The sequence below is a fragment of the Streptomyces sp. NPDC003635 genome (assembly GCF_053587635.1).
The window spans coordinates 243,496-266,310 of the sequence record NZ_JBSFOK010000002.1; the positions used below are offsets into that span (position 1 = coordinate 243,496).

The window sequence follows — 22,815 nt, forward strand, 5'->3', positions numbered from 1 at the left end:
GCTGCCGTGCTCGGGGCGGGCAGATCGCGCGCCGCCAACCGCACTTCACCCGCTCAGAGGACTGCCACCGGTGCCACCGGAGCGCCCGTCGCGCCGACGAACGGCTCGGGTGTCGCCGACAACAGGAAGCGGTGGCGGCCCTCTTGTCCACAGGCTGTGGACAACTCTTCGAGATTCCAGTTCTGCCCCTGCGGCATCCCCATTTCCACCAGGTCGAGCGCGTGTACGGGAAGCCACAGATCCTCGATCTCCGGCGGGAAGATCTCGAACGTGAGGGTGTCGTTGGCGACGGCGGCCACGTCCCGCGCGTGGAACCACTCCGGAGTGCGGATCGACAGGCCCGGCGACGGATGGGCGTAACCGTGCCTGTCCCCGGCGAGACACACCCGTATCTGCCCGGTGCGTACGAGCACGATGTCGCCGGCCCGCACACGCGTGCCCGCGAGTTCCTCGGCGGCCTCCAGGTCCTCCGGTGTGACGGCGTGCCCGCCGTCCAGGCGTTCCACGCCACGCGCGCGTGCCACGTCCAGCAGTACCCCGCACGAGACGATGTGCCGGGCCTTCGCCATCCCGGCGAACTCGGCGCCCCCGTGCGCGGTCACGGTGCCGGCGGGGCGGCCATTGTAGAGCCGGCCGGAGTGCGAGACATGCGGCAGGGCGTCCCAGTGGGTGCCCGCCTGGAGCCCCATGGTCACGGCGTCGTCGTTGCACGCGACCGTCCCCGGGCCGAAGAGCTCCTGGTTGATCTGCACCATGACGTGCAGCGGATTGACCCGCCCCGGGATCATCCCGGTCTGCACACCGTCCTGTTGCAGGGGCAGCGCGAGCGGTATCCGCCGCCCGCTGCGGACGCAGGCCGCGGCCTCGCGGACGACCTCGTCGGTGATCAGGTTGAGGGTGCCCAGTTCGTCGTCCGCCCCCCAGCGGCCCCAGTTGTTCACGCGCTTGGCGATGTCGTGGAACGCGTCCGGCAGTGACATCGGTCCCTCCCCGGGGCTTGTCTCCGACTGTCCGGCGGGTCATAAAATCTAACGGACCGTCAGAAACCGCGGGAAGGGGCCGGGCGTGGGGAACTTCTTGGCAGGCAAGGTCGTCGCCGTGACCGGCGCGGGGCGGGGGATCGGCCGGGCGGTGGCGCTGGCGGCGGCCGCCGAGGGCGCGCGGGTCGTCGTCAACGACTACGGGGTCGCGGTGGACGGCGCCTCGCCCACGAGCGAGGTCGCCGAGGGGGTCGTCAAGGAGATCGAGGCCGCCGGGGGCGAGGCGGTGGCGGTCGCCGACGACATCTCCACCATGGCCGGCGGCCAGCGGGTCGTGGACGTGGCGCTGTCGTCGTACGGCCGCCTCGACGGGGTCGTGTGCGTCGCCGGGATCCTGCGGGAGCGGATGCTGTTCAACATGACCGAGGAGGAGTGGGATCCGGTGATCTCCACCCATCTCAAAGGGACGTTCACGGTGTTCCGCGCGGCCTCGGCGGTGATGCGCGGGCAGCGCTCCGGGACCCTGATCGGATTCACCAGCGGCAATCATCAGGGGTCGTACGCGCAGGCCAATTACAGCGCGGCGAAAGGCGGGATCATCTCGCTCGTGCGAAGTGCCGCGCTGGGACTGAACAAATACGGGGTGACGGCGAATGCCGTGGCGCCCGTCGCCCGTACGCGCATGTCCGCGAAGGTGCCCATGGAACTGACGGAGATCGGGGAGCCGGAGGACGTGGCGGCGCTGGTCGTCTATCTGCTCTCGGACCAGGCCAAGGCACAGGGAATCACCGGGCAGGTGTACACGCTCGCCGGACCCAAGCTGGCCGTCTGGGCGCAGCCCAGGGAACTGCGGGCCGCTTACGCGGAGGGTTCCTGGACGCCGGAACGGATCGCGGAGTTCCTGCCGGGGACGGTGGGCATCGACCCCATGCCGTTGCTCCGGCCGCCGAACCCCTCGTGAATCGGAGATCCTCGTGGAATTCGGATTCGCGGCCGAAGACGAGGCCTTCCGTGCCGAAGCGCGGGCGTGGCTGGCCGAGCACGCCCCCGGCGCCGGGGACCGCCGTACCTGGGAAAGGGCTCTCGGGGCCGCCGGCTGGATCGGGCTCTCCTGGGGCCGGACGGGGTACGGCAACCGGTCCGCCACGCTCACCCAGCAGGTCGCCTGGGCCGAGGAGTACGCCCGGTCCGCCGCGCCCCCGCGCTCGGGGCACATCGGCGAGAAGCTGTTGGCGCCCACCCTGCTCGCCCATGGCACCGAGGAGCAGAAGGACCGTTTCCTGCCCGCCGTCGCCGCCGGCGACGAGCTGTGGTGCCAGGGGTACAGCGAGCCCGGTGCCGGATCGGACCTGGCGTCCGTGCGGACCATGGCGGTACGGGGCGGGGACGGCGGCTACCGCGTCACCGGGCAGAAGATCTGGACCTCGCTCGCGCACGAGGCGGACTGGTGTTTCGTCCTCGCCCGTACCGAGCCCGGCTCGGTGCGGCATCAGGGGCTCAGTTTCCTGCTCGTGCCGATGGACCAGCCGGAGCGCGTGGAGGTCCGGCCCATCCGGCAGCTGACCGGCACCGCCGACTTCAACGAGGTCTTCTTCGACGGCGCCCACGCGCGCGCGGAGCACGTCGTCGGTGGTGAGGGCAACGGCTGGCAGGTGGCGATGAGCCTGCTCGGGTTCGAGCGGGGGGTGTCGACGCTCGCCCAGCAGATCGGCTTCGCACGGGAGCTGGAACGGGTCGTGCGCACCGCCGTGGAGACCGGCGCGGTCACGGATCCCGTGCTACGGGACCGGCTCGTCCGGCAGTGGGCCGAACTGCGCGCCATGCGCTGGAACGCCCTGCGCACACTGGGCGGTTCCGGGGACGCGGGGGCGGCCAGCGTGGCGAAACTGCTCTGGGGCGGGTGGCACCAGCGGCTCGGGGAACTGGCCGTGGAGGTACGGGGGCCCGCGGCCGCCGTCGGGCCGGTCGACTGGGCGGCCGACACGCCGTACGAACTCGACCCGGCCCAGCATCTGTTCCTCTTCTCGCGGGCCGACACCATCTACGGCGGCTCCGATCAGGTCCAGCGCACGATCATCGCCGAGCGGGTGCTCGGCCTGCCCAGGGAGCCCAAGGGGGTCGTCTGATGCGCGCAGTGGTGTTCGACGGGAAGCGGACCGAGGTCGTGGACGATCTGGAGGTGCGCGCACCGGGGCCGGGCGAGGTGCGGGTCGCGATCTCGGCGGCGGGGCTGTGTCACAGCGACCTGTCCGTCGTGGACGGCACGATTCCCTTCCCGCCGCCGGTGGTGCTGGGGCATGAGGGCGCGGGGGTGGTGGAGTCCGTCGGAGCCGGGGTCACGCATGTCGCGCCCGGGGACCATGTGGCGTTGTCCACGCTCGCCAACTGCGGCACCTGCGCGGAGTGCGACCGGGGGCGACCGACCATGTGCCGGCAGGCGATCGGGCGGCCGGGGCAGCCCTTCCGGCGGGCCGGGAGGCCGGTGCACCAGTTCGCCGCCAACTCCGCCTTCGCCGAGCGGACGGTGGTGAAGGCGGTCCAGGCGGTGCGGATCCCGCGGGAACTTCCGCTCGCGTCGGCCGCGTTGATCGGGTGCGGGGTGCTGACCGGTGTCGGGGCCGTCCTCAACCGGGCGCGGGTGGATCGTGGCGAGAGCGTGGTGGTGATCGGTACCGGAGGGATCGGGCTCAACGTGCTGCAGGGCGCGCGGATCGCGGGTGCCCTGCGGATCGTCGCCGTCGACTCCAATCCGGCCAAGGAGGAGGTGGCGCGCAGGTTCGGTGCGACCGACTTCCTGACCTCCGTGGAGGGGGTGCGGGACATCCTGCCCACGGGGGCGGACCACGCCTTCGAGTGCGTGGGGCGCGTCGAGCTGATCCGTGCGGCCGTCGATCTGCTGGACCGGCACGGGCAGGCGATCCTGCTCGGGGTGCCACCGGCCACGGCCGAGGCGTCCTTCCGGGTCTCCACCCTGTACCTGGACAAGTCCATCCTGGGCTGCCGCTACGGCTCCTCCCGCCCGCAGCGGGACATAGCGCTCTACGCCGACCTGTACCGGGAGGGGCGGCTGCTGCTCGACGAGCTGGTCACGCGGACCTATCCGGTCGAGGACTTCGAGAAGGCGGCGGCGGACGCGGAGGCGGGGCGGGTGGCTCGGGCGGTGCTCACCTTCTGAACGGCCGTGCTCCACCGCTCGGTTAGGGTGCCATCATGACGACCCTGGACAGAGACGGAGTGATCACGCCGCGCCTGCGGCTGGGGAACGTCCTGCTGCGCGGCTCGCTCTTCGGGCTCTTCGCGGCCGTCCTGCTGGTCGTCGCCGGTCTGCTCTTCGTCAGCGACCATCACGACCGGGAGGAGGGCTTCGCGGTGTTCGGCATTCTCATGCTGATCCTCGGCGCGGGCTTCCTCCTCATGGGACTGTTCTTCTGGCTGTTGTCCCGCGACGACATCCGGCGGTTCCGTGACTGGGGGACCGTCACCACTCAGGCCGACTCGATCACCCTGATCGGCCCCGCCTTCGTGCGAGTCGGCCTGCTCGGCCTGATCCTGGGCCTTGCCGGTCTCGCCATCTCCGGCCTGGTCGAGCAGGCGTCCTACGGCAGCTGGATCTATGGCGACTGACGGGCGGCGGCCGCCTGCACATCCCCGGCCGCCTGCACACCCTCGGCGCGGAACGTCCGCCGGTAGGCCGTAGGCGTCACCCCGAGTGCCGCCTGCAAGTGCTGGCGCATCGACTGGGCCGTGCCGAAACCGGCCTCCTGCGCCACCTGGTCCACGGACAGGTCGGTGGACTCCAGCAGGTGCCGGGCCCGTTCCACGCGCTGCTGGGTGAGCCACTGCCCCGGGCTGATGCCGACCTCCTCGCGGAACCGGCGGGTGAAGGTGCGCACCGACATGGACTCCTGCGCCGCCATGTCCCGCAGCTGGATCGGCTCGTGCAGCCGGCCCAGCGCCCAGGCGCGCGCCGAGGTCGTCGTGGCCTGCTGGGGATCGGGAACGGGCCGGTGGATGTACTGCGCCTGACCGCCGTCGCGGTGCGGGGGCACGACCGTGCGGCGGGCGATCTCGTTGGCGACCGCGGTGCCGTGGTCGCGGCGGACCATGTGCAGGCACAGGTCGATCCCGGCGGCGACACCGGCCGAGGTCAGCACGTCGCCGTCGTCGATGAACAGCACGTCCGGGTCGACGTCGATCTGCGGGAAGAGGCGCTGGAGCTGGTCGGTCTCCGCCCAGTGCGTGGTGGCGCGGCGGCCGTCCAGGAACCCGGCGGCGGCCAGTACGAAGACGCCGGTGCAGATCGAGGCGAGCCGGGTGCCGGGGCGGACGTGGGCGAGCGCGGCGGCCAGTTCGGGGGTGAGCACCCCCTGGGTGAAGACCGGGCCGAGCTCGTAGGAGGCCGGGACGATCACCGTGTCGGCGGTGGCCAGCAGTTCGGGGCCGTGCTCGACCAGCACAGCGAAGTCGGCGTCCGTGACGACCGGTCCCGGTGGCCGGATCGAGCAGGTCAGGACCTCGTACAGCGGCCGGCCCGCCGGGTCCTTCGGCCGACCGAAGATGCGGTGCGGGATACCCAGCTCGAAGGGGAGCAGGCCGTCGAGGGCGAGCACGACGACGCGGTGCGGACGGGACGGGGCCGCCTCCGGGCCGGCGGTCCGGGGTGTGTCCGGGGAAGTGCTCATGGCCCGATCCTAACGAATGGTGGCCACCGGGCCACTCGATGCGGTGGATTCCGGCCGCGATGCTCTATGTCGTGACCCAGACAACCGAGGCCCCCGCCGCAGAGGACGAACCGACCCGCGGCCGGCGGCGGATCCACCGCGCGTGGTTCGTCGCCGCCGTCACCTTCGTGACGATCATCGGCGCCGCCGCATTCCGCTCCCTGCCCGGACTGCTCATCGACCCGCTGCACCAGGACTTCGGCTGGTCGCGGGGAACGATCGGCGCCGCCGTCTCCGTGAACCTCGCGCTCTACGGCCTGACCGCGCCCTTCGCGGCGGCGTTGATGGACCGGTTCGGCATCCGCCGGGTCGTCGCGGTGGCGCTCACCGTGATCGCGCTCGGCTCCGGGCTCACCTACTGGATGACGGCTGCCTGGCAGCTCATGCTCTGCTGGGGCCTGCTGGTGGGCCTCGGCAGCGGTTCCATGGCGCTGGCGTTCGCCGCGACGGTCACCAACCGCTGGTTCACCGAGCGACGCGGACTGGTGACCGGCATCCTCACCGCCGCCTCGGCCTCCGGCCAGCTGATCTTCCTGCCCGTGCTGTCCTGGATCGTCGAGGAGCACGACTGGCGTCCGGCTGCCGTGACGGTGGCGCTGGCGGCCCTCGCCGTCGTTCCGTTCGTCTGGCTGCTGCTGCGCGACCACCCGGCCGACGTGGGCCTGAAGCCGTACGGCGCGAAGGAGTTCGTGCCGAAGCCCCCGCCGGTCACGGGTGCCGCGCGCCGGGCCGTGACGGTGCTGTTCCAGGCGGCCCGCACCGGGCCCTTCTGGCTGCTCGCCGGCACCTTCGCGATCTGCGGGGCCTCCACCAACGGACTGATCCAGACCCACTTCGTGCCCGCCGCCCACGACCACCACATGCCGGTCCAGGCCGCCGCCTCCCTGCTCGCGGTCATCGGCGTGTTCGACGTCGTCGGCACGATCGCCTCCGGCTGGTTCACCGACCGCTACGACGCGCGCCGACTGCTGGCGGTGTACTACGCCCTGCGCGGGGTGTCCCTGCTGTTCCTGCCGATCCTGCTGGCGCCGAGCGTCCATCCGCCGATGCTCTTCTTCATCGTCTTCTACGGCCTCGACTGGGTGGCCACCGTGCCGCCGACCGTCGCGCTGTGCCGGGAGCACTACGGGGAGGACAGCGCGATCGTCTTCGGCTGGGTTCTCGCGTCCCATCAGGTGGGCGCGGCGCTGGTCGCCTTCCTGGGCGGGGTCGCGCGGGACGTCTTCGGGTCGTACGACGTCGTCTGGTACGCGTCCGGGGCGCTGTGCGCGGCGGCCGCGCTGATGGCATTGGTGATCCGGCGGCGACCGGCCGGTGCGTTGGCCGTCGCCTGACCCTCACCCGGCCTTCAGAGGAAGCGGCCCCGGTGGAACAGCAGCGGCTCCCCTTCCTCCTCGGCCGTCCCGAGGGCGTCCACCCTGCCCACCACGATGAGGTGGTCGCCGCCCGTGTGGACGGCGTGGATCGTGCAGTCGATCCAGGCCAGGGCGCCCGCCAGGCGCGGGGAGCCGGAGGCCGGCGCCGGGTCGTGGGCGACGCCGGCGAACTTGTCGCCGCCGCTGACCGCGAAGCCGCGGCACAGCTCGCCCTGGTGCGCGCCCAGGACGTTGACGCAGAAGACGCCCGCGCGGGCGATGCGCGGCCACGTCGTCGACGTACGGCCGACCATGAAGGCGATCAGGGGTGGGTCGAGGGAGAGGGAGGAGAAGGACTGGCAGGCGAAACCGGCGGGGGAGGCTTCGCCGCCCGTGGCGGGTGAGGTGACGACGGTCACCCCGGTCGCGAAGTTCCCGAGCACCCGCCGGAACTCCGCCTGGCTCACCGGCGCCCGCTCGCCCTCGCCGACACACCGCAACTCCGGCCGCGGCAACGGCTCCACGCGCGGGGCGTCGACCGACCTGAGGTAGCGGACGGCGGCTGCCGCCATCCCTGCGTGTCCCATCACGCCACCCATTGAAGCTGACGGTGCGTCAGATGGAAAGGGGTGGGGGGAAGGGTCGGGAAACTGGGGCGTAGCCTGCGGTTATGGGGTGGGGCAAGGGACAGCTGGGCCGTGCGCGCGACGACTCGCCGCGGCTTTCCTCCGACCTGACCGCGGCCGCGGTCGTGGCCGCGGGGCAGATCCCGGTGGTCTGGCTGGTCTGGTGGATCGGCGAGCAGTCCGGGGACGACTACGGCTACGGGATCAACTCCCTCGGGATCGCCTGCGTCGTCGTCTTCGCCCCACTGGTGCTGCACGCGATCGGCCTGATCCAGGCGGTCCTTCAGGCCGTGCCGGCCTTCCGTCTGGGGCGCTTCGTCGCCTCACACGCGCGTGGCCCTCGCCTGGCGTGGGACGCGGCCTGCGGCGCGCTGCTCGGCGTCGGGTGGGCCGCGGTGGGCGCCGCGCTCACGGGCCGGCCGGTCGGCGGCACGGCCCTGCAGTTCGGCGCGCTCGGGATCCTCCCCGTCCTCGGTGTGACCTACATCCGCCGCCGCCCCCACTGGGGGTTCTGGAAGGTCTGGTTCCGGACAGGGCTGGCCTCCCTCGCGGTGTTCGTGCTGGTGGGCATCGGGGGAGTCCTGGCGTCGGTCACCGGACTGCTGAAGGAGTACGAGCCTCCCGTGCTGTCCGCCGGGCAGCTGACGGGCGTCTGGCGGAGCGAGGAGGGAGCCGTGCTGAGGCTGGAGCCGGGCGGGCGGGCCGAGTTCAGCGAACTGCCCACCGAGACCGACATCGAGGACTGGACGACCAGCCGGCAGTTCGCCGTCTGTGACGGCACCGGGACCTGGACCCTCGAGCGCGAGAACGCCGAGGGCTGGGTCACCGACCGCGACGGCGTCGAGCTCACCGGCGACGAGGGATGCGGGCGGCGGACGTACTGGACGATCGGCGGTACCGAACGTGACCCGGAGCTGTACGTGCTGTTCGGGGACCCCGATGCCGGGGATCTCCGGATCCTGAGGCCTCAGCGCCCCTTGTAGACCGCTCCCCTCCGCTCCACGAAGCTCGCCACCCCCTCCCGCGCGTCCTCCGTCGTCATGTTGATCTCCTGCGCGGCGGCCTCCGCGGCGAAGGCCGTCGCGCGGTCGGAGTCGAGGGACGCGTTGACGAGCTGCTTGGTCAGGGCGAGGGCGCGGGTCGGCCCGGAGGCGAGCCGCTCCGCCCACTCGCGGGCCGTCTTCTCCAACTCCTCTTCCGGGACGACCCGGTTGACCAGCCCGAGCCGTTCCGCGTCCGTCGCCGACAGCGCGTCCCCGAAGAACATCAGCTCCTTGGCGCGCTGTGGGCCGATCAGCCGGGGCAGGAGATAGGCGCCGCCGCCGTCGGGGACGAGACCACGGCGGACGAACACCTCGATGAACCGCGCCGATTCGGCGGCGAGGACGAGATCGCAGGCGAACGCCAGATGCGCGCCGAGCCCGGCAGCCGTCCCGTTCACGGCGGCGACCACGGGCTTCTCGCAGTCGAGGACGGCGCCGATCAGGCGCTGGGCACCGAGGCGGAGGACGCGAGCTACGTCGCCGGGGGCCGGTGGGCCGACCGCGGCCGTGCCCCGCAGGTCCGCCCCCGAGCAGAAGCCGCGCCCCGTCCCGGTCAGGACGACCGCCCTCACCTCCGGGTCCGCCGACGCTTCGGCCAGCAGCTCGATGATGCGTTCGCGCTGGGCAGGGGTGATGGCGTTGAGGGCCTCGGGGCGGTTGAGCGTGATGCGGCGGACCTGATGGTCAGTGGCGTGCCGTACCCATGACTCAACGGAACTTCCGGACGCGCGGGGGGAATCAGGCATGTCCGCCGCACACCGCCAACGCGTCCAGCGCCACCGCGCCCTGCCCCTGCGGCAGCACCATCAGCGGGTTGATGTCCAGCTCCGCGAGGTCGTGCCCGAGCTCCAGCGCCATGCGCTGCACCCGCAGGACGACTTCGACGAGCGCGTCCGTGTCCGCCGGGGGGCGTCCCCGGACCCCGTCCAGGAGGGCCCGACCGCGCAGTTCGTGAAGCATGTCCCGCGCCTGCTCCTCCCCGAAGGGCGGCACGCGCACGGCGGAGTCGCGCAGCACCTCGACCAGTACCCCGCCGAGCCCGACGGTCACGGTCGGCCCGAAGAGGTCGTCGTGGGTGAGGCCCACGACCATCTCGACGCCCCGCTCGACCATCTGGCAGACGAGGATGCCGTCCAGTGAGACGTCCTCGTAGCGCGCTGTGTCCGTCAGCTCCCGGTAGGCGTCGCGGACCTGACTGGCCGAGGTGAGACCGACCTTGACCAGCCCCAGCTCGGTCTTGTGCGCGATCCGCGCGCCGGACGCCTTCATCACCACCGGGTAGCCGACCAGGCCCGCCGCCCGGACCGCGGCCGCCGCGCTGGTCACCAGCTGCTCGCGCGGTACGCGAATGCCGTACGCCCGCAGCAACTGCTTCGCCGCGTGCTCGCTCAGCTGCTGCCCCGGCCGCATCAGGGCCTGGGCCTTGCGGAAGGAGGGCGAAGGGGTGCGCGGCGCCCGGTCGAAGGGGGAGCGGTAGCCGGCGACGAAGCGGTGGTGGTCGAGGTAGGCGCGGACGGCGGTGATGCAGTTGGCGACCGTGCGGAAGGTGGCCACCCGCGAGGAGCCGAGGAGGACTTCGCGGTAGGCGGGTTCGGTGCCGACCGGCGAACCCCACACCACGCACACCAGCTTGTCGGTGCGCTCGGCCGCGTCGACCAGGTCCTGGACGAGCCGGTCGCTCAGGGGTGGGAAGGGCCCGGTGACCGGGCAGACGAGGACGCCCACCGCCGGGTCGTCGAGGATCGCGTCGATGATCTTCCGGCCGCGCCAGTCGCCCACCGGATGGCCGCCGTTGTCGACGGGGTTGGCCGCGCTCAGGTACTCGGGGATCCACTGGTGCAGTTCCGCCTGCTTGGCCTCGGACAGCACCGGAAGGCCGAGCCCGGCCTCCGTCGCCAGGTCCGCGAAGTGCGCGCCCGTGCCGCCCGAGATCGAATAGACGACGACCCCGTCCGCGCGCGGGGGCCGGGCGCGCGCCAACAGGGTCGCGGTGTCCTGCAGTTCGTCCAGGCCGTCGACGCGGATCACTCCGTACTGCCGCATCGCCGCGTCCACCACCGCGTCCGCGCCGGTCAGCTTGCCGGTGTGGGAGGCGGCCGTGCGGGCGCCGGTCTCGGTGCGGCCCACCTTGATCGCGACGACCGGCACCTTGCGCCGGGCGGCCCGGTCGGCGGCGAGCAGGAAGGAGCGGCCGTCCTTCAACCCCTCCACATAGCAGGCGATGGCGCCCACCTCGGGACGCTCGGCGAAGTAGGAGATGAAGTCGGCGGTCTCCAGATCGGCCTCGTTGCCGGTGGGCGCCCAGTGCGAGAGGCGGACGCCGAGTTCCTGGAGGGCGAAGACGGGCCGGCCCTGGTGTCCGGACTGGGTGATCAGGGCGATGGCCGGTCCGTCGAGGTCGGTGCGGAACTCCTCGAAGGCGTTGAGGTTGGTGTTGGGGCCGAGCAGCCGCATCCCGGACCGCTCGACCGCGGCGGCCAGCCGGTCCTGCGCGGCGGCGCCCTCCGCACCGGTCTCGGCGAACCCGGAGGCGAAGACGACCGCGAACTTGACCTTGGCCTCGGCCAGTTCACCGATCACCGGGAGGGGATCGGCGACCAGCAGGACGGCGAGATCGACCTGCTCGGGCAGGTCGGCGACCGAAGGGAAGCAGGGGATGCCGAAGACCGACGAGCGACTCGGGTGCACGGGGTGGAGCCGGGCGCCGACCCGCTCGGACCAGGCGAGCAGTTGCCGGGTGACGCCGGTGTTCGGACGGCCCCCGGTGTCCGAGGCGCCGATCACGGCGAGCGACTCGGGCCGGAAGAGGCGGTCCAGGTCGGGGACGCCCGCGTACAGGGGACGTCCGCCGACGTCGAGATCGTCGACCTCGGCCGGGCGGCCGTGGACGGCGGGGCCCGGCTGTTCGCCGCAGGCGATGATCCGGGCCCGGCGGGAGTCGGTGGTGAGGGTGCCGTGGGTTGATCCAAGCATCGGTCCGCCCGCTCCTGTGTGACAGCGATTAACTGACGCAGTGTCAGATTACTGAACTGACACTGCGTCAGGAATGGCTGTGCACGCAAAGTTGAACAGGCGAGGTCCGGGCTCTCAGCTTGTGGGCAGCCGGGACACCCGGCCGCCTTCCCTCTTCGCCACCGCTTTGGCGATCTTCCCGGCGTCGATGGCCAGTTCCCTGAGCATGCCGCTGATGGGGTTGGTGAAGCCGGTGAAGTACAGGCCGGGGGCGTGGGCGGGGGTGCGGGCGCCGTGGGCGACCGGTCTGCCGCGGGTGTCGAGGACGTCGAGGTGGCCGACGAGACCCTCCAGGGCGCGCACGTACCCGGTGGCGGCGATGACGGCGTCCGGTTCGACGAGGGTGCCGTCGGCGAGGCGCACCTTGCCGTCGTCGAAGCCGTCGACGGCGGCGACGACCTCGACCCTCCCCTTGCGGACGGCGTCGATGAGGCCGACGTCCTGCACGGGGATGGCCCCTTCGTGGACCCGGCTGTAGAGGCCGGTGTCGGGGCGGGGCAGACCGTGCGCCGAGAGGTCCGGCACGCTCAGCCGGGCCATCGGGCGGGAGAGGCGGTCGACCAGGCCGACCGGCAGCCGCCGGACGAGCACGCCCGAGTACTGGGCGGCCCAGCCGGCCGTGGAGCGGCGGACGATGTGCGGCGCGGTGCGCACCGCGAGCCGTACCCGGGAGGCGCCGCCCTCGACCAGGTCGACGGCGATCTCGGCGCCGGTGTTGCCGACGCCGACGACGAGGACGTCACGGCCGCGGTAGGGCTCGGGGGCGCGGTAGGCGGAGGCGTGCACGAGGTCGCGGGAGTAGGTGTCGCGGCCGGGCCAGTCGGGGAACCGGGGGGTGTGGTTGTAGCCGGTGGCGACGACCACGGCGGCGCCGGTCAGCTCCCGGCCGCCGGTGGCGTGCAGCAGCCAGCCGTCGCCGTCGGGGGCGCGGTCGACGCGGGAGACCTCGACGCCGGTGACGATCTCCAGTTCGTGGTGCTCGGCGTACTTCTCCAGATACCGCACCACGTCGTCCCGGGACACCCAGCGGCCGAACCGGCGCGGCATCGGCAGTCCGGGCAGGCCTGAGAGGCGGCGGGTGGTGTGCAGGTGCAGTCGGTCGTAGTGGCCGCGCCAGGAGGCGCCGACGCGGTCGGACTTCTCCAGGACGACGGCGCGTATGCCCTGGGCGCGCAGGGCGTACGCGACGGAGAGTCCGCCGGGGCCGCCGCCTATGACGTACACGGGGCGGTCCGCGTCGGCTGGTGAGTGCGCTGAGGAGTCGGCCATGAGCGCGAGCGTAATCACGCACCCCGTTGATGGGTCTCGGTCAAGACCGGAATTGGTTGCGGATTGATCACGGCTGTTGGAGGAGTGGGTGGGACTCGTGGCGTAGGGCTTCTGGTTGTGGGTGTTGCGGGGAGGAGGGGCCGGGTGGGGTGTCCCCGGCCTGCCGCGCCGTCGTGGCCGGTCGCGCCCGCGCGGTGGAGCCTCGTGGCGATACGACCCCGCGCCTCGGGGAGTCAGTCGTCCGCGGCCACCAGCAGTGTCAGGGAGTTCGCGGGGCGGTCGACGAGCACCAGTTCGTGGAAGTCGATGTGGATCGGGCCGTGGTCGTGGCGGGCGTCGTCCGGGAGGGGGCCCAGGAGGTACGTGCTGGTGGCCGTGTTGATCGGGGTGTGGACCTGTTCCTGGACGGCCTGGGAGAGCGCCTTCGGGATCGGGCCGTGCTGGTCGGCCCAGGAGCGGATCACCGCGCCCGCCGCCGCCGCGTCCACCGGGCGGTAGGCCTCGGGGGTGATGCGGTCCAGCCGCCACCGGCCGTGCCGGGGCCGGTCCTGGGCGCCGGACCCGTCGTAGGTGTCGCGGAACTGGGGATGGGCGATCAGGGCGGCCAGCAGCGCCCTGTCCTCCGGCGCCGGGGACGGGAGGCGGAAGCGCTTGATGTCGATCCAGCGGTAGCCGTGGGCGGAGGACTCCGCGAACTTGAAGTCGCGGAAGTTGATGAAAGGGCTGTCCAGGTGGACCAGCTTGTACGGCACGGCTTGCATGCTGGACATAGTAGAACCAGCCGGACATAACACCACGGCGCCGAGCCCGGTCGTCGGCGGAGGGGCTCGGCGCCGTGGGTGGTGCGGCGACCGGTGACATGACGGGCAACCGGCACCGCGGCTCAGGGGCTACCGGGCGCTCTTGTGGCCCGTCACCTTGGCGATCCAGGTGATGAAGTCGCCCGGGTCGGTGTTGGCGCCGTGGCCCTCGTCCCAGTAGTAGAGGTGGTTCACCTCGTCGCCGAGGGCGTGCGCGGCGGCGGCCAGGTTCGCCGAGACCGTCAGCGAGGTGTCGGAGTCCTTGGTGCCGAGCCGGATCCACCAGTGCTTGGCGCGCCGGGAGTTGACCCGCTCCACCAGGTGGTACATCGGGTTCATCAGGTCCAGCTTGGCGGGGATGTCGCTCGCGACCCGCCGGGAGCCGAGCCCGGTGGAGTCGTTCCGCGCGCCGTACGCCGTGAAGTGACGGGCGGCCGTGGTGCCCGCGCCGAAGAGGTTGTTCTCGCCCGACGAGAGGTCGAAGGCGTCGAAGGCCGGCGTGTTCTTCTTCCGCGCGCCCACGTGCGTCAGGAAGTCCGCCCAGGTGAAGGACGCCTTGCCGCCGGACCAGCTGATGAAGGCGTTCTTCGCCAGGTACGACTCGCGGTCGGCGTCCGACAGGGCCGCGAGGTAGGTGGTGGCCGAGGGTTCCAGGTACTGCTTGACCAGGTACTCGTCGTAGTTGCGGGCGTTCAGCGCGCCGAAGCGGTTCAGGCCGCGCAGCTTCAGGCCCGCCTGGTACTCGGCGAACTGGGACCGAAGGGCCTTGGACACCGTCTGGTCGACCTGCTCGCCGGTGCTGAGGGCGTTGGTCCCCCAGTTCCACTCATAGGCGCCGTCGGCGTGCTCCAGGTCCGTGATCGGGCACCAGGCGCCGACCGCGAAGATCGCGTCGGAGGCGTCGGCCGCGCCGATCTCCTCGAGGTGCTTCGCGTAGAGGGGGCTGTCGCCGGAGGCGCCGAGCAGCGAGGACAGGGCGCCGCCCGCGCTGGTGCCGGCCGAGACGATGCGGTCGACGTCGCCGGGGATCCGGCCCTTGTTGGCCTTCAGGTACCGCACGGCCGCCTTGAGGTCGACGATCGCGGCGGGGGCGGTGCCGTAGTACTCGCCGTCCGCGTTCTTCAGGGTGCGGCCCCGGGCGCCGGGCTCCACGACCACGTACCCGGCGGCGAGGGCCAGCTTCTGGTTGGTGGCGAGGGCGCCGCCGGTGGCGTTGGTGTTGCCGTTGGCGTTGGGGAGGGCGCTGCCGGAGGCGGAGGGGGTGCCGCTGGGCGCCCCCGCACCGCCGCCGGTCATGCCGCCGCCCCCGACGCCGGTGGCGTTCGCGACGGAGGACGGCATGTAGCCGCCGACGGAGTTCGCGAACAGGATCGGGGCGCCGGAGGCGTCGACCGCCTTGCCGTCGACCTTCACCGGGACGCTGACGTTCAGCGACTGGTACGTCTCATCGACCGGCTTGGCGACGTAGGTGATCGCCTTCCAGAAGCGGTACGTCACCTCGTGCGAGGTGCCCTCGGTGTCCGTGACGGTCGTGGTCAGCTCGGTGTGGCCGTCGGGGTCGAAGACCAGTGAGCCGGACGCGGAGGAGTCGTCGGTGCTGGAGGAGGCCTGCGCGCTCAGCGCGACACCGCCCACCGCGGCCACTCCGGCCGCCGCGCCGATGCCCATCACGACGCTCCTGCGCTTGACTGCCCTGTGCTTCACGTTCGACTCCCTCGGGTCATTGGGCTTGCGTCTGCGAAGGTAGTCATGGTGGCGACAAAATTGCCAACAATCCGCGTCCTTTCATGAGAGACCCACAGCTTCACAGGGGGTCCACAGCGTCGGCAGGGGGAGGGCGGGGGAGGACGGGTTGAGCGCGGACGGCGGAGGGTCTCCCGCCCGCGCCACATCTGACGTACCGTCAGATCCATGGACACGATCTGGCTCAGTGGCGCGGAATGGCTGGCCGTGCTCCGCATAGGCCTCGGCCTGTGGTGGCTGGAGAGCTGGCGGCACAAGGACAAGAAGAGCTGGTTCCAGGGCGGCGGGATCGCCTGGGCGGCGGACGTGGCGGCCAAGCACCGCTGGAACGCCGTACGGTCGGGCTTCGACGTCGTCGTGGCGCCCCGGCCGCGGGTGATGGCATACGTCGTCGCCTATGCCGAACTCGCCCTCGGACTGGGCCTGATCGTCGGTTTCCTCACCCCGGTCGCCCTGGTCGCCGGCCTGTTGCTCAACGGCGTGTACTTCGCGCTGATGATCGACGACTGGGCGGAGCAGGGGCAGAACTCGATGATGGCGCTGATCTCGGTCGTCGCGCTGTTCGGGATGTCCTGGCAGACCTGGTCGCTGGACGGGGCGCTGGGGCTGTTCCGATGACCGCCCGCTTCGACCTCCCCGAGCCCGATGCCTTCACCCGCCCCTACTGGGCGGCGGCGGCCGAGGGGCGGCTGCTCGTCCGCCGGTGCCGGGCCTGCGGAAGGGCCCATCACTATCCGCGGGAGTTCTGCCCGTACTGCTGGAGCGAGGACGTCGCCTGGGAGACCGCGAGCGGCCGGGCCGCGCTCTACACCTGGTCGGTCGTGCACCGCAACGACCTGCCGCCCTTCGGGGAGCGCACCCCGTACGTCGCCGCCGTGGTCGACCTGGCCGAGGGGCCGCGGATGATGACGGAGATCGTGGAGTGGACGGGGGCGGCCGGGGAGGCGCCGCTGCGGGCCGGGATGGAGCTGGAGGCGGGGTTCCGGGACGGGGTGCCGGTGTTCCGGCCCTGGAGTCGAGGCCACCTCACGATTGGCTGAGCGGCGCCCTCGGTCACCGGTTTCAATGGCCTCATGACCCTCGACGACCAGCGCCACAAGGCACCGGCACTCCCCGACCTCCGCGCCGGGGACCTCCGGCTGCGCCTGTGGGACCCGGAGTCCGAGGTGGACGTCGAGGCATGGTGGCGCGGGCGCACGGATCCGGAGTTCGCGCGCTGGAACACACCCCTGCGCTTCACCACGGACCTCGACAGCGCGCGGGAGCAGCTTCGGGCGGCGGCGCGGAGCGCGGCGGAGGGCGCCTCGGCGCCGTACTGCATCGCGGACGCGACGAGCGGGCGGCCGCTCGGGCACATCGGCGTCAACGTCGTCAACCGCGTGATGAACATGGCGCGCGTCGGCTACTGGGTCCTCCCCGAGGCCCGGGGCCGCGGGCTCGCCACCCGCGCGCTCGCCCTGGCCGCCCGCTGGTCGTTCACCGATCTCGGCCTGCACCGCCTGGAACTCGACCACGCGGTGGGTCACGACGCGTCCTGCCGCATAGCCGAGCGCTGCGGTTTCACCTACGAGGGAACCCTGAGGGGCGCGATGTGGGAGGCGGGCCGGCACGACGCATACAGGGACATGCATCTGCACGCGCGGCTGGCGGAGGATCCCGAGCCGGACATCATGAACGGACGACTCTAGCGTCGATGTGACGACCGTGGGTTTCACCCCGGAAAGGCATGGCCAAGTCCCGTACGGAGGCGGGATCATGAGACATGCGCTCGGACGACTGGTACGTCACGGAAGACCTCGACCGCTTCCTCTCGCACGCCGGCGGATTCCTGCGGTCGCGCCCCGATCTGCACACCGTCGCCCTGACGGTGACGGAATCCCTGCGGATGCGCGGACTGCGCGCGTACGGCGGTGACGAGCCGCCCGTGTTCGGGGTGATGCAACGCGACGGCCAAGTGCGGGGAGCCTACTTCCGCACCCCGCCCTACCGGCTGAACGTCACCCCGCTCACCGCCGACGAGACCGACGCCCTCGCCGCCCACCTCGTCGCCATCGGCCACCCGGTGCCGGGCATCATCGGCACCCGCGAGACGACCACCGGTTTCGTCCGCTCCTGGCAGCGCCACACCGGCGCGAACTCGGCCCTGCGCCAGCGCCAACGGCTCTACCGGCTGGGCTCGTTGATGACGCCCCGGCCGCTGCCGGAGGGCGCGCCCCGGGTGGCGGACGAACGGGACCGGGACCAGCTGATCCGCTGGTACGGCGAGTTCACCGAGGCGGTCGGCGACCATGCCGCCGGGGAGGTCGAGGCCTGGGCCGACCATCGCATCGCCTACGGCGGCATCACCTTCTGGGAGAACCCGGTGGGCACCCCCGTCTCCATGTGCGGGGTGACCCCGATGGTCGCGGGCCAGGTCCGTATCGCCCCCGTCTACACCCCGCCCCACCTGCGTGGACGCGGATACGCCGGGGCGGTGACGGTCGAGGTGAGCCGGGGCGCGGTCCGCGCGGGCGCGGAGGAGGTCCTGCTCTTCACCGACCTCGCCAACGCCACCAGCAACGTGCTGTACCAGCGGCTCGGCTACCGGGCGGTGGCGGACTTCGAGGTGTACGACTTCGCGGGGGGCCTGGGCTCCTAGACGCGGTCCGGCCTGGGCGCGGTCGGCCCGGGACCGGTCGGCCGCCGGGAGTCAAGTACCTGGCGAGAATTGGCTGTTCGATCTGACGTTCGGAATCTGGGCCGCTACTGTCCTCGACCGTGGAGGAAACTGGACGAGAGCCCCTCCGGTTCTCCTTGCTCGGTCCGCTGCGCGCCTGGCGCGGCACCCGCGAACTCGCGCTGGGCTCACCCCAGCAGCGTGCCGTCCTGGCGATGCTGCTGTTGCTGCGCCGAGGGCACGCGGTCGGGTTGGCCGACCTCGTCGACGGGTTGTGGGGGACGGGACCGCCCCCGGGCGCGGTCCCGGTGCTGCGGACGTACGCCTCCCGGCTGCGCAAGCTGCTGGAGCCCGAGCGGGCCAAGGGGGAGCCGTTCCGGATCCTGGTCTCCGCCGGGGACGGCTACGCCCTGCGGACCGACACCGTCTCCAGCGATCTGGCCGACTGCACGGCCGCGGTCGCCCGGGCCGAGCGGCACCGGGCCGCCGGGGACGCGGAAACCGCGCTCCGGCTGCTGCGCACCGCGCTGGCCGACTGGGGCAGTCCCGCGCTGGTGGGAGTGCCCGGCCCGTTCGCCGAGGCGGCCCGCGCGGATCTGGCCGAACGGCGGCTGAGCGCGGTGGAGTTCAGACTGCGGATGGAGTTACGACTCGGCCGCCACGAGGCACTGGTGCCGGAGCTCCTCGCGCTGCGTGAGGCGCACCCGCTGCGGGAGGCCGTCAGCGAGTTGCTGCTCGCCGCCCTGTACCGGTGCGGGCGGCGGGCCGAGGCGCTGGAGGCGTACGCGCGCACGCGCCGGACCCTGGTCGACGAACTGGGCCTCGAACCGGGCCCGTCCCTGCGCGCCCTGCACACCGCGATCCTGACCGGCGCCGCCCCCGACACCCTCGCCACCACCCCCCGACCGGAGGCGGACCCCGGCGCCACCGGAACCGCCAAGGTGCGGCCCTCCCAACTCCCGGCGGACCTCGCCACGTTCACCGGTCGCCATGCCGAGATCGACCGCGTTACCGAACTGCTGTCCGCCGACGACGACCGGACGGCGGCGACCGGATCCGGCGCCCCCGCCCCGGCTCCGCTCCCCGCCATCGGCGTCATCGACGGCATGGCCGGCACCGGGAAGACCACCCTCGCCGTGCACTGGGCGCACCGGGCCGCCCCGCGTTTCCCGGACGGGCAGCTCTACGTCAATCTCCGCGGCTACGACCCGGGCGCCGCCCGGACGGACCCCGGCGAGGCGCTCTCGACCTTCCTCGTCGCGCTCGGTGTGGCCCCGCACGCCCTTCCCGAAGGGCTCGACGCGCAGACCGCCCTGTACCGCAGCGTCCTGGCCGACCGCCGGGTGCTGATCGTGCTGGACAACGCCCGTGACACCGAGCAGGTACGGCCGCTGCTGCCCGGCGCGTCCGGCTGCCTCGTCATCGTCACCAGCCGCAGCAGGCTCACCGGCCTCGTGGCGCGGCACGGGGCCCGGCCGCTCCCGCTCGGCCTGCTCGGCGCGGCGGAGGCCGGGGAACTGCTGAGCCGGCGGCTGGGCAGCGCCCGGGTCGAAGCCGAACCGGAGGCCGCCGACGCCATCGTCGCCCGCTGCGCCGGGCTGCCGCTGGCCCTGGCCATCGTCGCGGCCCGCGCCGCCCTCAACCCCGGCTTCCGGCTGGCCGACATCGCGGCGGAACTCCGCGCGGGCCAGGGCAGCCTCGACGCGTTCGCCGTGGGCCACGACACCGGCTCCGACGTCCGTGCCGTCTTCTCCTGGTCCTACCAGGCGCTGACGCCCGAGGCCGCCGCCCTCTTCCGGCGGCTCGCCCTGCACCCCGGCCCGGACATCAGCACCGCCGTCGCCGCCGCGCTGGCCGGAACGCCCCGCCGCCGCGTGCGCGCACTGCTGACCGAGCTGACCGGGGCGAGCCTGCTCATCGAACACGTCCCGGGCCGGTTCGTCTTCCACGACCTGCTGCGCGCCTACGCCGGTGAACTCGTCGCGCACCAGGACGGCGCCCCCGAGCGCGACGCCGCCGTGCTGCGGATGATCGACCACTGCCTGCACACCGCCCACCATGCCTCCGCCGTGCTCGGCCCGTTCCGGGAGACCGTCCCCCTGGCAGCGAGCACAACGGACAGCGGGCCGCTGCGGTTCACCGGCAGCCGACAGACGACCGCCTGGCTGAGCGCCGAGCGCCATGTGCTGCGCTCGGTCGTCGAGCACGCCACCGCCCTGGGCCACCACGACCACGCCTGGCGCACCGCCTACGCCCTCGACCTGTACTTCGACCGGCTCGGCCACTGGCACGACATGATGGAGATCAACAAGGCCGCGCTGCGCGCCGCCCGGGCCCTGGGCGACTCCGTCGCCGAGGCGCACGCCCTGCGCGGCCTGGGCTTCGGCCACACCCGCTTCGGGCACACGGACGAGGCGCTCCGGCTCCTGGGCCGGGCCCTGGACCTGTTCCGGGCGGCCGGCGACGCCTTCGGCGAGGCCCGCACCCGGCGGGCCCTCGCCTACCAGGCCAACCAGCTCAAGCGCCACGACGTCTCCCTCGACCACTACGCACGCGCGGGAGAGCTGTACCGCTCCCTCGGCCACCGCAGCGGCCAGGCCAGCGTCCTCAACGAGATCGGCTGGACGTACATCCTGCTCGGCGACCTTCAACGGGCCCTGGTCCACTGCGAGCAGGCCGTCCTGCTGCACCAGGAGGTCGGCGACCTGAGCGGCGAGGCCTCGGCGCAGGACAGCGTGGGATACGCCCACCACCACCTCGGCGCGTACGACGCGGCCGTGGAGCGGTTCGAGCGTGCCGTGGAGCTGTACCGGGAGATCGGCAGCGGTTTCCTGGAGGCCGACACCCTGCGCCACCTCGGCGACGCCCACCGCGCGAACCGCGATCCTGAAGCGGCGCGCGGTGCGTGGCAGTCGGCGCTCGCGCTGCTGGAGGAGAGCGGGCACGCGGACGCGGAAGAGGTCCGGCGGGAGCTGCGCGAGCTGGACCCGTAGGGGGCGGCGGTCCGCGCGTCCTACCGCACCCCTCGCTCCTCCAGTGCCGTCCTCAGGCTGCGCAGGGCGTAGTACACCCGGGACTTCACGGTCCCCTGCGGGACGCCGAGGACCGAGGCGGCCTGCTGGGTGGTGCGGTCCGCGAAGAACGTGGCGAGCAGCACCTCGCGGTGCGCGGGGGTCAGTGCCTCGAGGGCGTCCCGCACGACCAGGGAGGACAGCATCCGGTCGATGTCGTCGACCTCGATGCCCAGTTCGCTCACCCAGGTGGCGCCGCCGACCTCCTGCGGCCGCGCCGCGCGCGTCCGGTGCGTGTCGATGACGAGGTTGCGGGCGACCCGGAACATCCAGGGGCGTACCGCCATGCCGTCGTCGTCGACCAGGTTCTGCTTGCTCCAGCACCGCAGCAGCGTCTCCTGGATGACGTCCTCCGTGCGGTGCGTGTCTCCGCCCAGCAGGCGCAGCACGTACGAGTACAGCGCCGGGCCGTGCTCGAGGTAGAGATCGCGCAGCGCCCGTTCCTCTGGGGTGGTGGCGCCGGCCGATCCGATCACCGTCACGTTCATGGTGTGCTCCTGCTCCGTGGGATGAGCGACCCCGGCCGGGACGGGAGTGAGGGCCGGGGTCCGCTGGGGACGGAGTGTTGCCAGGGGCGTTCCACGCTCGTTTGACGCCGGCTGTACGGATCGATGGACGAGCAGGTCAGGGGTGTCGTACGCGATGTTCCGGCGGTGACTCAGGCGTACGCCGCCAAGGCGTCGACGTGTCTGCGGACCTGCCCGACGAGGGCACCGTGGCCGGCCGGCAGCCGGCCCTGGAGGTCCAACTGGTCCCACATGTGCAGGAGTTCGCGCCCGTGGACCAGGGCCGCCCGGTCGTCGTCGATGCGCTGCCAGGCCGCCGCCGCCCGCGCCACCTCGTCCGGCGCCCGTCCGTCCCCGGCCCCGCACCGGATCCGGGCCACGCCCAGGGCCAGCACGGTGGCCTCGCGGTGGTCGCCGCGCAGATGCGCGAGGTAGGCCTCCACCGACCGGGCCTCCAGCGCGTGCGGATGCTCGGCGCCGAACGTGCCGGTGAGACGCTCGCGCAGCGCGCTCGCGTCGGCGTACGCCTCATCGAGCCGGCCACCGGTCGCCAACGCGTGGATACGGCCGATCCGTTCGGCATGCTCGACGGGCAACTCGGCTACGGGGGCCGCGGCCCCGGCCCGCCCAGGACCCCGACCCCGGCCCCGCCCCCGGGCGCGAGCGACGGCGGTGGCCACAGCGGACACGGACGCCGACGCGGCACGCCCTGGCTCGGGACCCGCTGTCGGCTCGGCGGGGGACGGCTCGGGGCTTTCGGGAGCGCGCCCGGCCGGGAGTTCGCCGGGGTCGAGGAGTCGGCTCGAGCCGTCCGGGGAGACCTCGAGGACGAAGTGGGCGGGGGCGGAGCCGTCGTTCACGGTGGCCTGAACTGCGGCGGCGCGCTCCTGCGCGTACCGCTGCAGACGGTCCAGTACGGCGTCGTGCACGGACTGGCCCGGCTCGGGGGCGAGGGGCTGTCCGTCGATCTCGGCGCGCTTGTCGTCGGTGATGCGCACCTCGAAGTGGGCCATGGCGGTCCTCCTCATGGGGG

The 22,815-nt window shown here is 72.6% G+C and carries 21 protein-coding genes; 11 read left to right on the plus strand and 10 right to left on the minus strand.

Annotated features, from left to right (window positions below):
* Positions 1-53: 53 nt before the first annotated feature.
* A complete protein-coding gene (locus ACWDRW_RS03145; RefSeq protein WP_451719264.1) occupies positions 54-980 on the minus strand; it encodes a cyclase family protein in 927 nt (308 codons plus the stop codon).
* 85 nt (positions 981-1,065) lie between these two features.
* Here ACWDRW_RS03145 and ACWDRW_RS03150 point away from each other — a divergent pair, with 85 nt between their 5' ends.
* From ACWDRW_RS03150 to ACWDRW_RS03165, 4 genes are read left to right on the plus strand one after another with little or no spacing between them, the layout of a single operon-like run.
* On the plus strand, positions 1,066-1,941 hold the full coding sequence (locus ACWDRW_RS03150) for an SDR family NAD(P)-dependent oxidoreductase (protein WP_451719267.1): 876 nt from the start codon (positions 1,066-1,068) through the stop codon (positions 1,939-1,941).
* 13 nt (positions 1,942-1,954) lie between these two features.
* The gene (locus tag ACWDRW_RS03155; RefSeq protein WP_451719270.1) at positions 1,955-3,106 is read left to right on the plus strand and encodes an acyl-CoA dehydrogenase family protein; all 1,152 of its coding nucleotides are present in this window, start codon (positions 1,955-1,957) and stop codon (positions 3,104-3,106) included.
* A complete protein-coding gene (locus ACWDRW_RS03160; RefSeq protein ID WP_451719273.1) occupies positions 3,106-4,155 on the plus strand; it encodes a Zn-dependent alcohol dehydrogenase in 1,050 nt (349 codons plus the stop codon). Before ACWDRW_RS03155 ends, ACWDRW_RS03160 begins: the two co-directional genes overlap by 1 nt.
* Before the next feature lie 35 nt (positions 4,156-4,190).
* Entirely contained in the window at positions 4,191-4,604 is a 414-nt protein-coding gene (locus tag ACWDRW_RS03165) for a DUF6336 family protein (RefSeq protein ID WP_451719276.1), read from the plus strand.
* On the opposite strand, the gene ACWDRW_RS03170 is transcribed toward ACWDRW_RS03165, so the two are convergent.
* Positions 4,592-5,662: a GlxA family transcriptional regulator gene (locus ACWDRW_RS03170; protein ID WP_451719279.1), complete on the minus strand. Its 1,071-nt coding sequence runs from the start codon at positions 5,660-5,662 to the stop codon at positions 4,592-4,594. The genes ACWDRW_RS03165 and ACWDRW_RS03170 overlap by 13 nt on opposite strands.
* 59 nt (positions 5,663-5,721) lie before the next feature.
* On the opposite strand from ACWDRW_RS03170, the gene ACWDRW_RS03175 reads away from it, so the two are divergent.
* Entirely contained in the window at positions 5,722-7,035 is a 1,314-nt protein-coding gene (locus ACWDRW_RS03175; RefSeq protein ID WP_451719569.1) for an MFS transporter, read from the plus strand.
* A gap of 14 nt (positions 7,036-7,049) precedes the next feature.
* Here the strand turns inward: ACWDRW_RS03175 and ACWDRW_RS03180 are convergent, their stop codons facing one another.
* On the minus strand, positions 7,050-7,643 hold the full coding sequence (locus tag ACWDRW_RS03180) for a flavin reductase family protein (RefSeq protein WP_451719572.1): 594 nt from the start codon (positions 7,641-7,643) through the stop codon (positions 7,050-7,052).
* Between the two features lie 83 nt (positions 7,644-7,726).
* Between ACWDRW_RS03180 and ACWDRW_RS03185 the strand changes: the two genes are divergently transcribed.
* Positions 7,727-8,665 carry a hypothetical protein gene (locus tag ACWDRW_RS03185; protein ID WP_451719281.1) on the plus strand — a complete coding sequence of 313 codons (939 nt, stop codon included), beginning with the start codon at positions 7,727-7,729 and terminating at the stop codon, positions 8,663-8,665.
* On the opposite strand, the gene ACWDRW_RS03190 is transcribed toward ACWDRW_RS03185, so the two are convergent.
* The 5 genes from ACWDRW_RS03190 to ACWDRW_RS03210 form a co-directional block, all read right to left on the minus strand.
* Entirely contained in the window at positions 8,650-9,471 is an 822-nt protein-coding gene (locus tag ACWDRW_RS03190) for an enoyl-CoA hydratase/isomerase family protein (RefSeq protein ID WP_451719284.1), read from the minus strand. The genes ACWDRW_RS03185 and ACWDRW_RS03190 overlap by 16 nt on opposite strands.
* Positions 9,464-11,698: an acetate--CoA ligase family protein gene (locus ACWDRW_RS03195; protein WP_451719287.1), complete on the minus strand. Its 2,235-nt coding sequence runs from the start codon at positions 11,696-11,698 to the stop codon at positions 9,464-9,466. The genes ACWDRW_RS03190 and ACWDRW_RS03195 overlap by 8 nt, the downstream gene beginning before the upstream one ends.
* 114 nt (positions 11,699-11,812) lie before the next feature.
* Entirely contained in the window at positions 11,813-13,006 is a 1,194-nt protein-coding gene (locus ACWDRW_RS03200) for a flavin-containing monooxygenase (protein WP_451719290.1), read from the minus strand.
* 233 nt (positions 13,007-13,239) lie between these two features.
* Positions 13,240-13,767 (minus strand): hypothetical protein, encoded by a 528-nt coding sequence (locus tag ACWDRW_RS03205; protein ID WP_451719292.1) that lies wholly within the window; start codon positions 13,765-13,767, stop codon positions 13,240-13,242.
* 129 nt (positions 13,768-13,896) lie between these two features.
* Entirely contained in the window at positions 13,897-15,474 is a 1,578-nt protein-coding gene (locus ACWDRW_RS03210) for a subtype B tannase (protein WP_451719575.1), read from the minus strand.
* Positions 15,475-15,717: 243 nt separating this feature from the next.
* Between ACWDRW_RS03210 and ACWDRW_RS03215 the strand changes: the two genes are divergently transcribed.
* From ACWDRW_RS03215 to ACWDRW_RS03235, 5 genes are all read left to right on the plus strand, one after another.
* Positions 15,718-16,167, plus strand: a complete 450-nt coding sequence (locus ACWDRW_RS03215; protein WP_451719294.1) for a DoxX family protein — start codon at positions 15,718-15,720, stop codon at positions 16,165-16,167.
* Entirely contained in the window at positions 16,164-16,589 is a 426-nt protein-coding gene (locus ACWDRW_RS03220; protein ID WP_451719297.1) for a Zn-ribbon domain-containing OB-fold protein, read from the plus strand. Before ACWDRW_RS03215 ends, ACWDRW_RS03220 begins: the two co-directional genes overlap by 4 nt.
* A gap of 33 nt (positions 16,590-16,622) precedes the next feature.
* The gene (locus tag ACWDRW_RS03225; RefSeq protein ID WP_451719300.1) at positions 16,623-17,237 is read left to right on the plus strand and encodes a GNAT family N-acetyltransferase; all 615 of its coding nucleotides are present in this window, start codon (positions 16,623-16,625) and stop codon (positions 17,235-17,237) included.
* Between the two features lie 74 nt (positions 17,238-17,311).
* Entirely contained in the window at positions 17,312-18,187 is an 876-nt protein-coding gene (locus ACWDRW_RS03230; protein ID WP_451719303.1) for a GNAT family N-acetyltransferase, read from the plus strand.
* Positions 18,188-18,306: 119 nt separating this feature from the next.
* Positions 18,307-21,198 (plus strand): AfsR/SARP family transcriptional regulator, encoded by a 2,892-nt coding sequence (locus ACWDRW_RS03235; RefSeq protein WP_451719306.1) that lies wholly within the window; start codon positions 18,307-18,309, stop codon positions 21,196-21,198.
* Positions 21,199-21,218: 20 nt separating this feature from the next.
* On the opposite strand, the gene ACWDRW_RS03240 is transcribed toward ACWDRW_RS03235, so the two are convergent.
* Positions 21,219-21,764, minus strand: a complete 546-nt coding sequence (locus ACWDRW_RS03240; protein ID WP_451719308.1) for a sigma-70 family RNA polymerase sigma factor — start codon at positions 21,762-21,764, stop codon at positions 21,219-21,221.
* A gap of 170 nt (positions 21,765-21,934) precedes the next feature.
* The gene (locus ACWDRW_RS03245; protein ID WP_451719311.1) at positions 21,935-22,810 is read right to left on the minus strand and encodes a hypothetical protein; all 876 of its coding nucleotides are present in this window, start codon (positions 22,808-22,810) and stop codon (positions 21,935-21,937) included.
* Positions 22,811-22,815 lie beyond the last annotated feature (5 nt).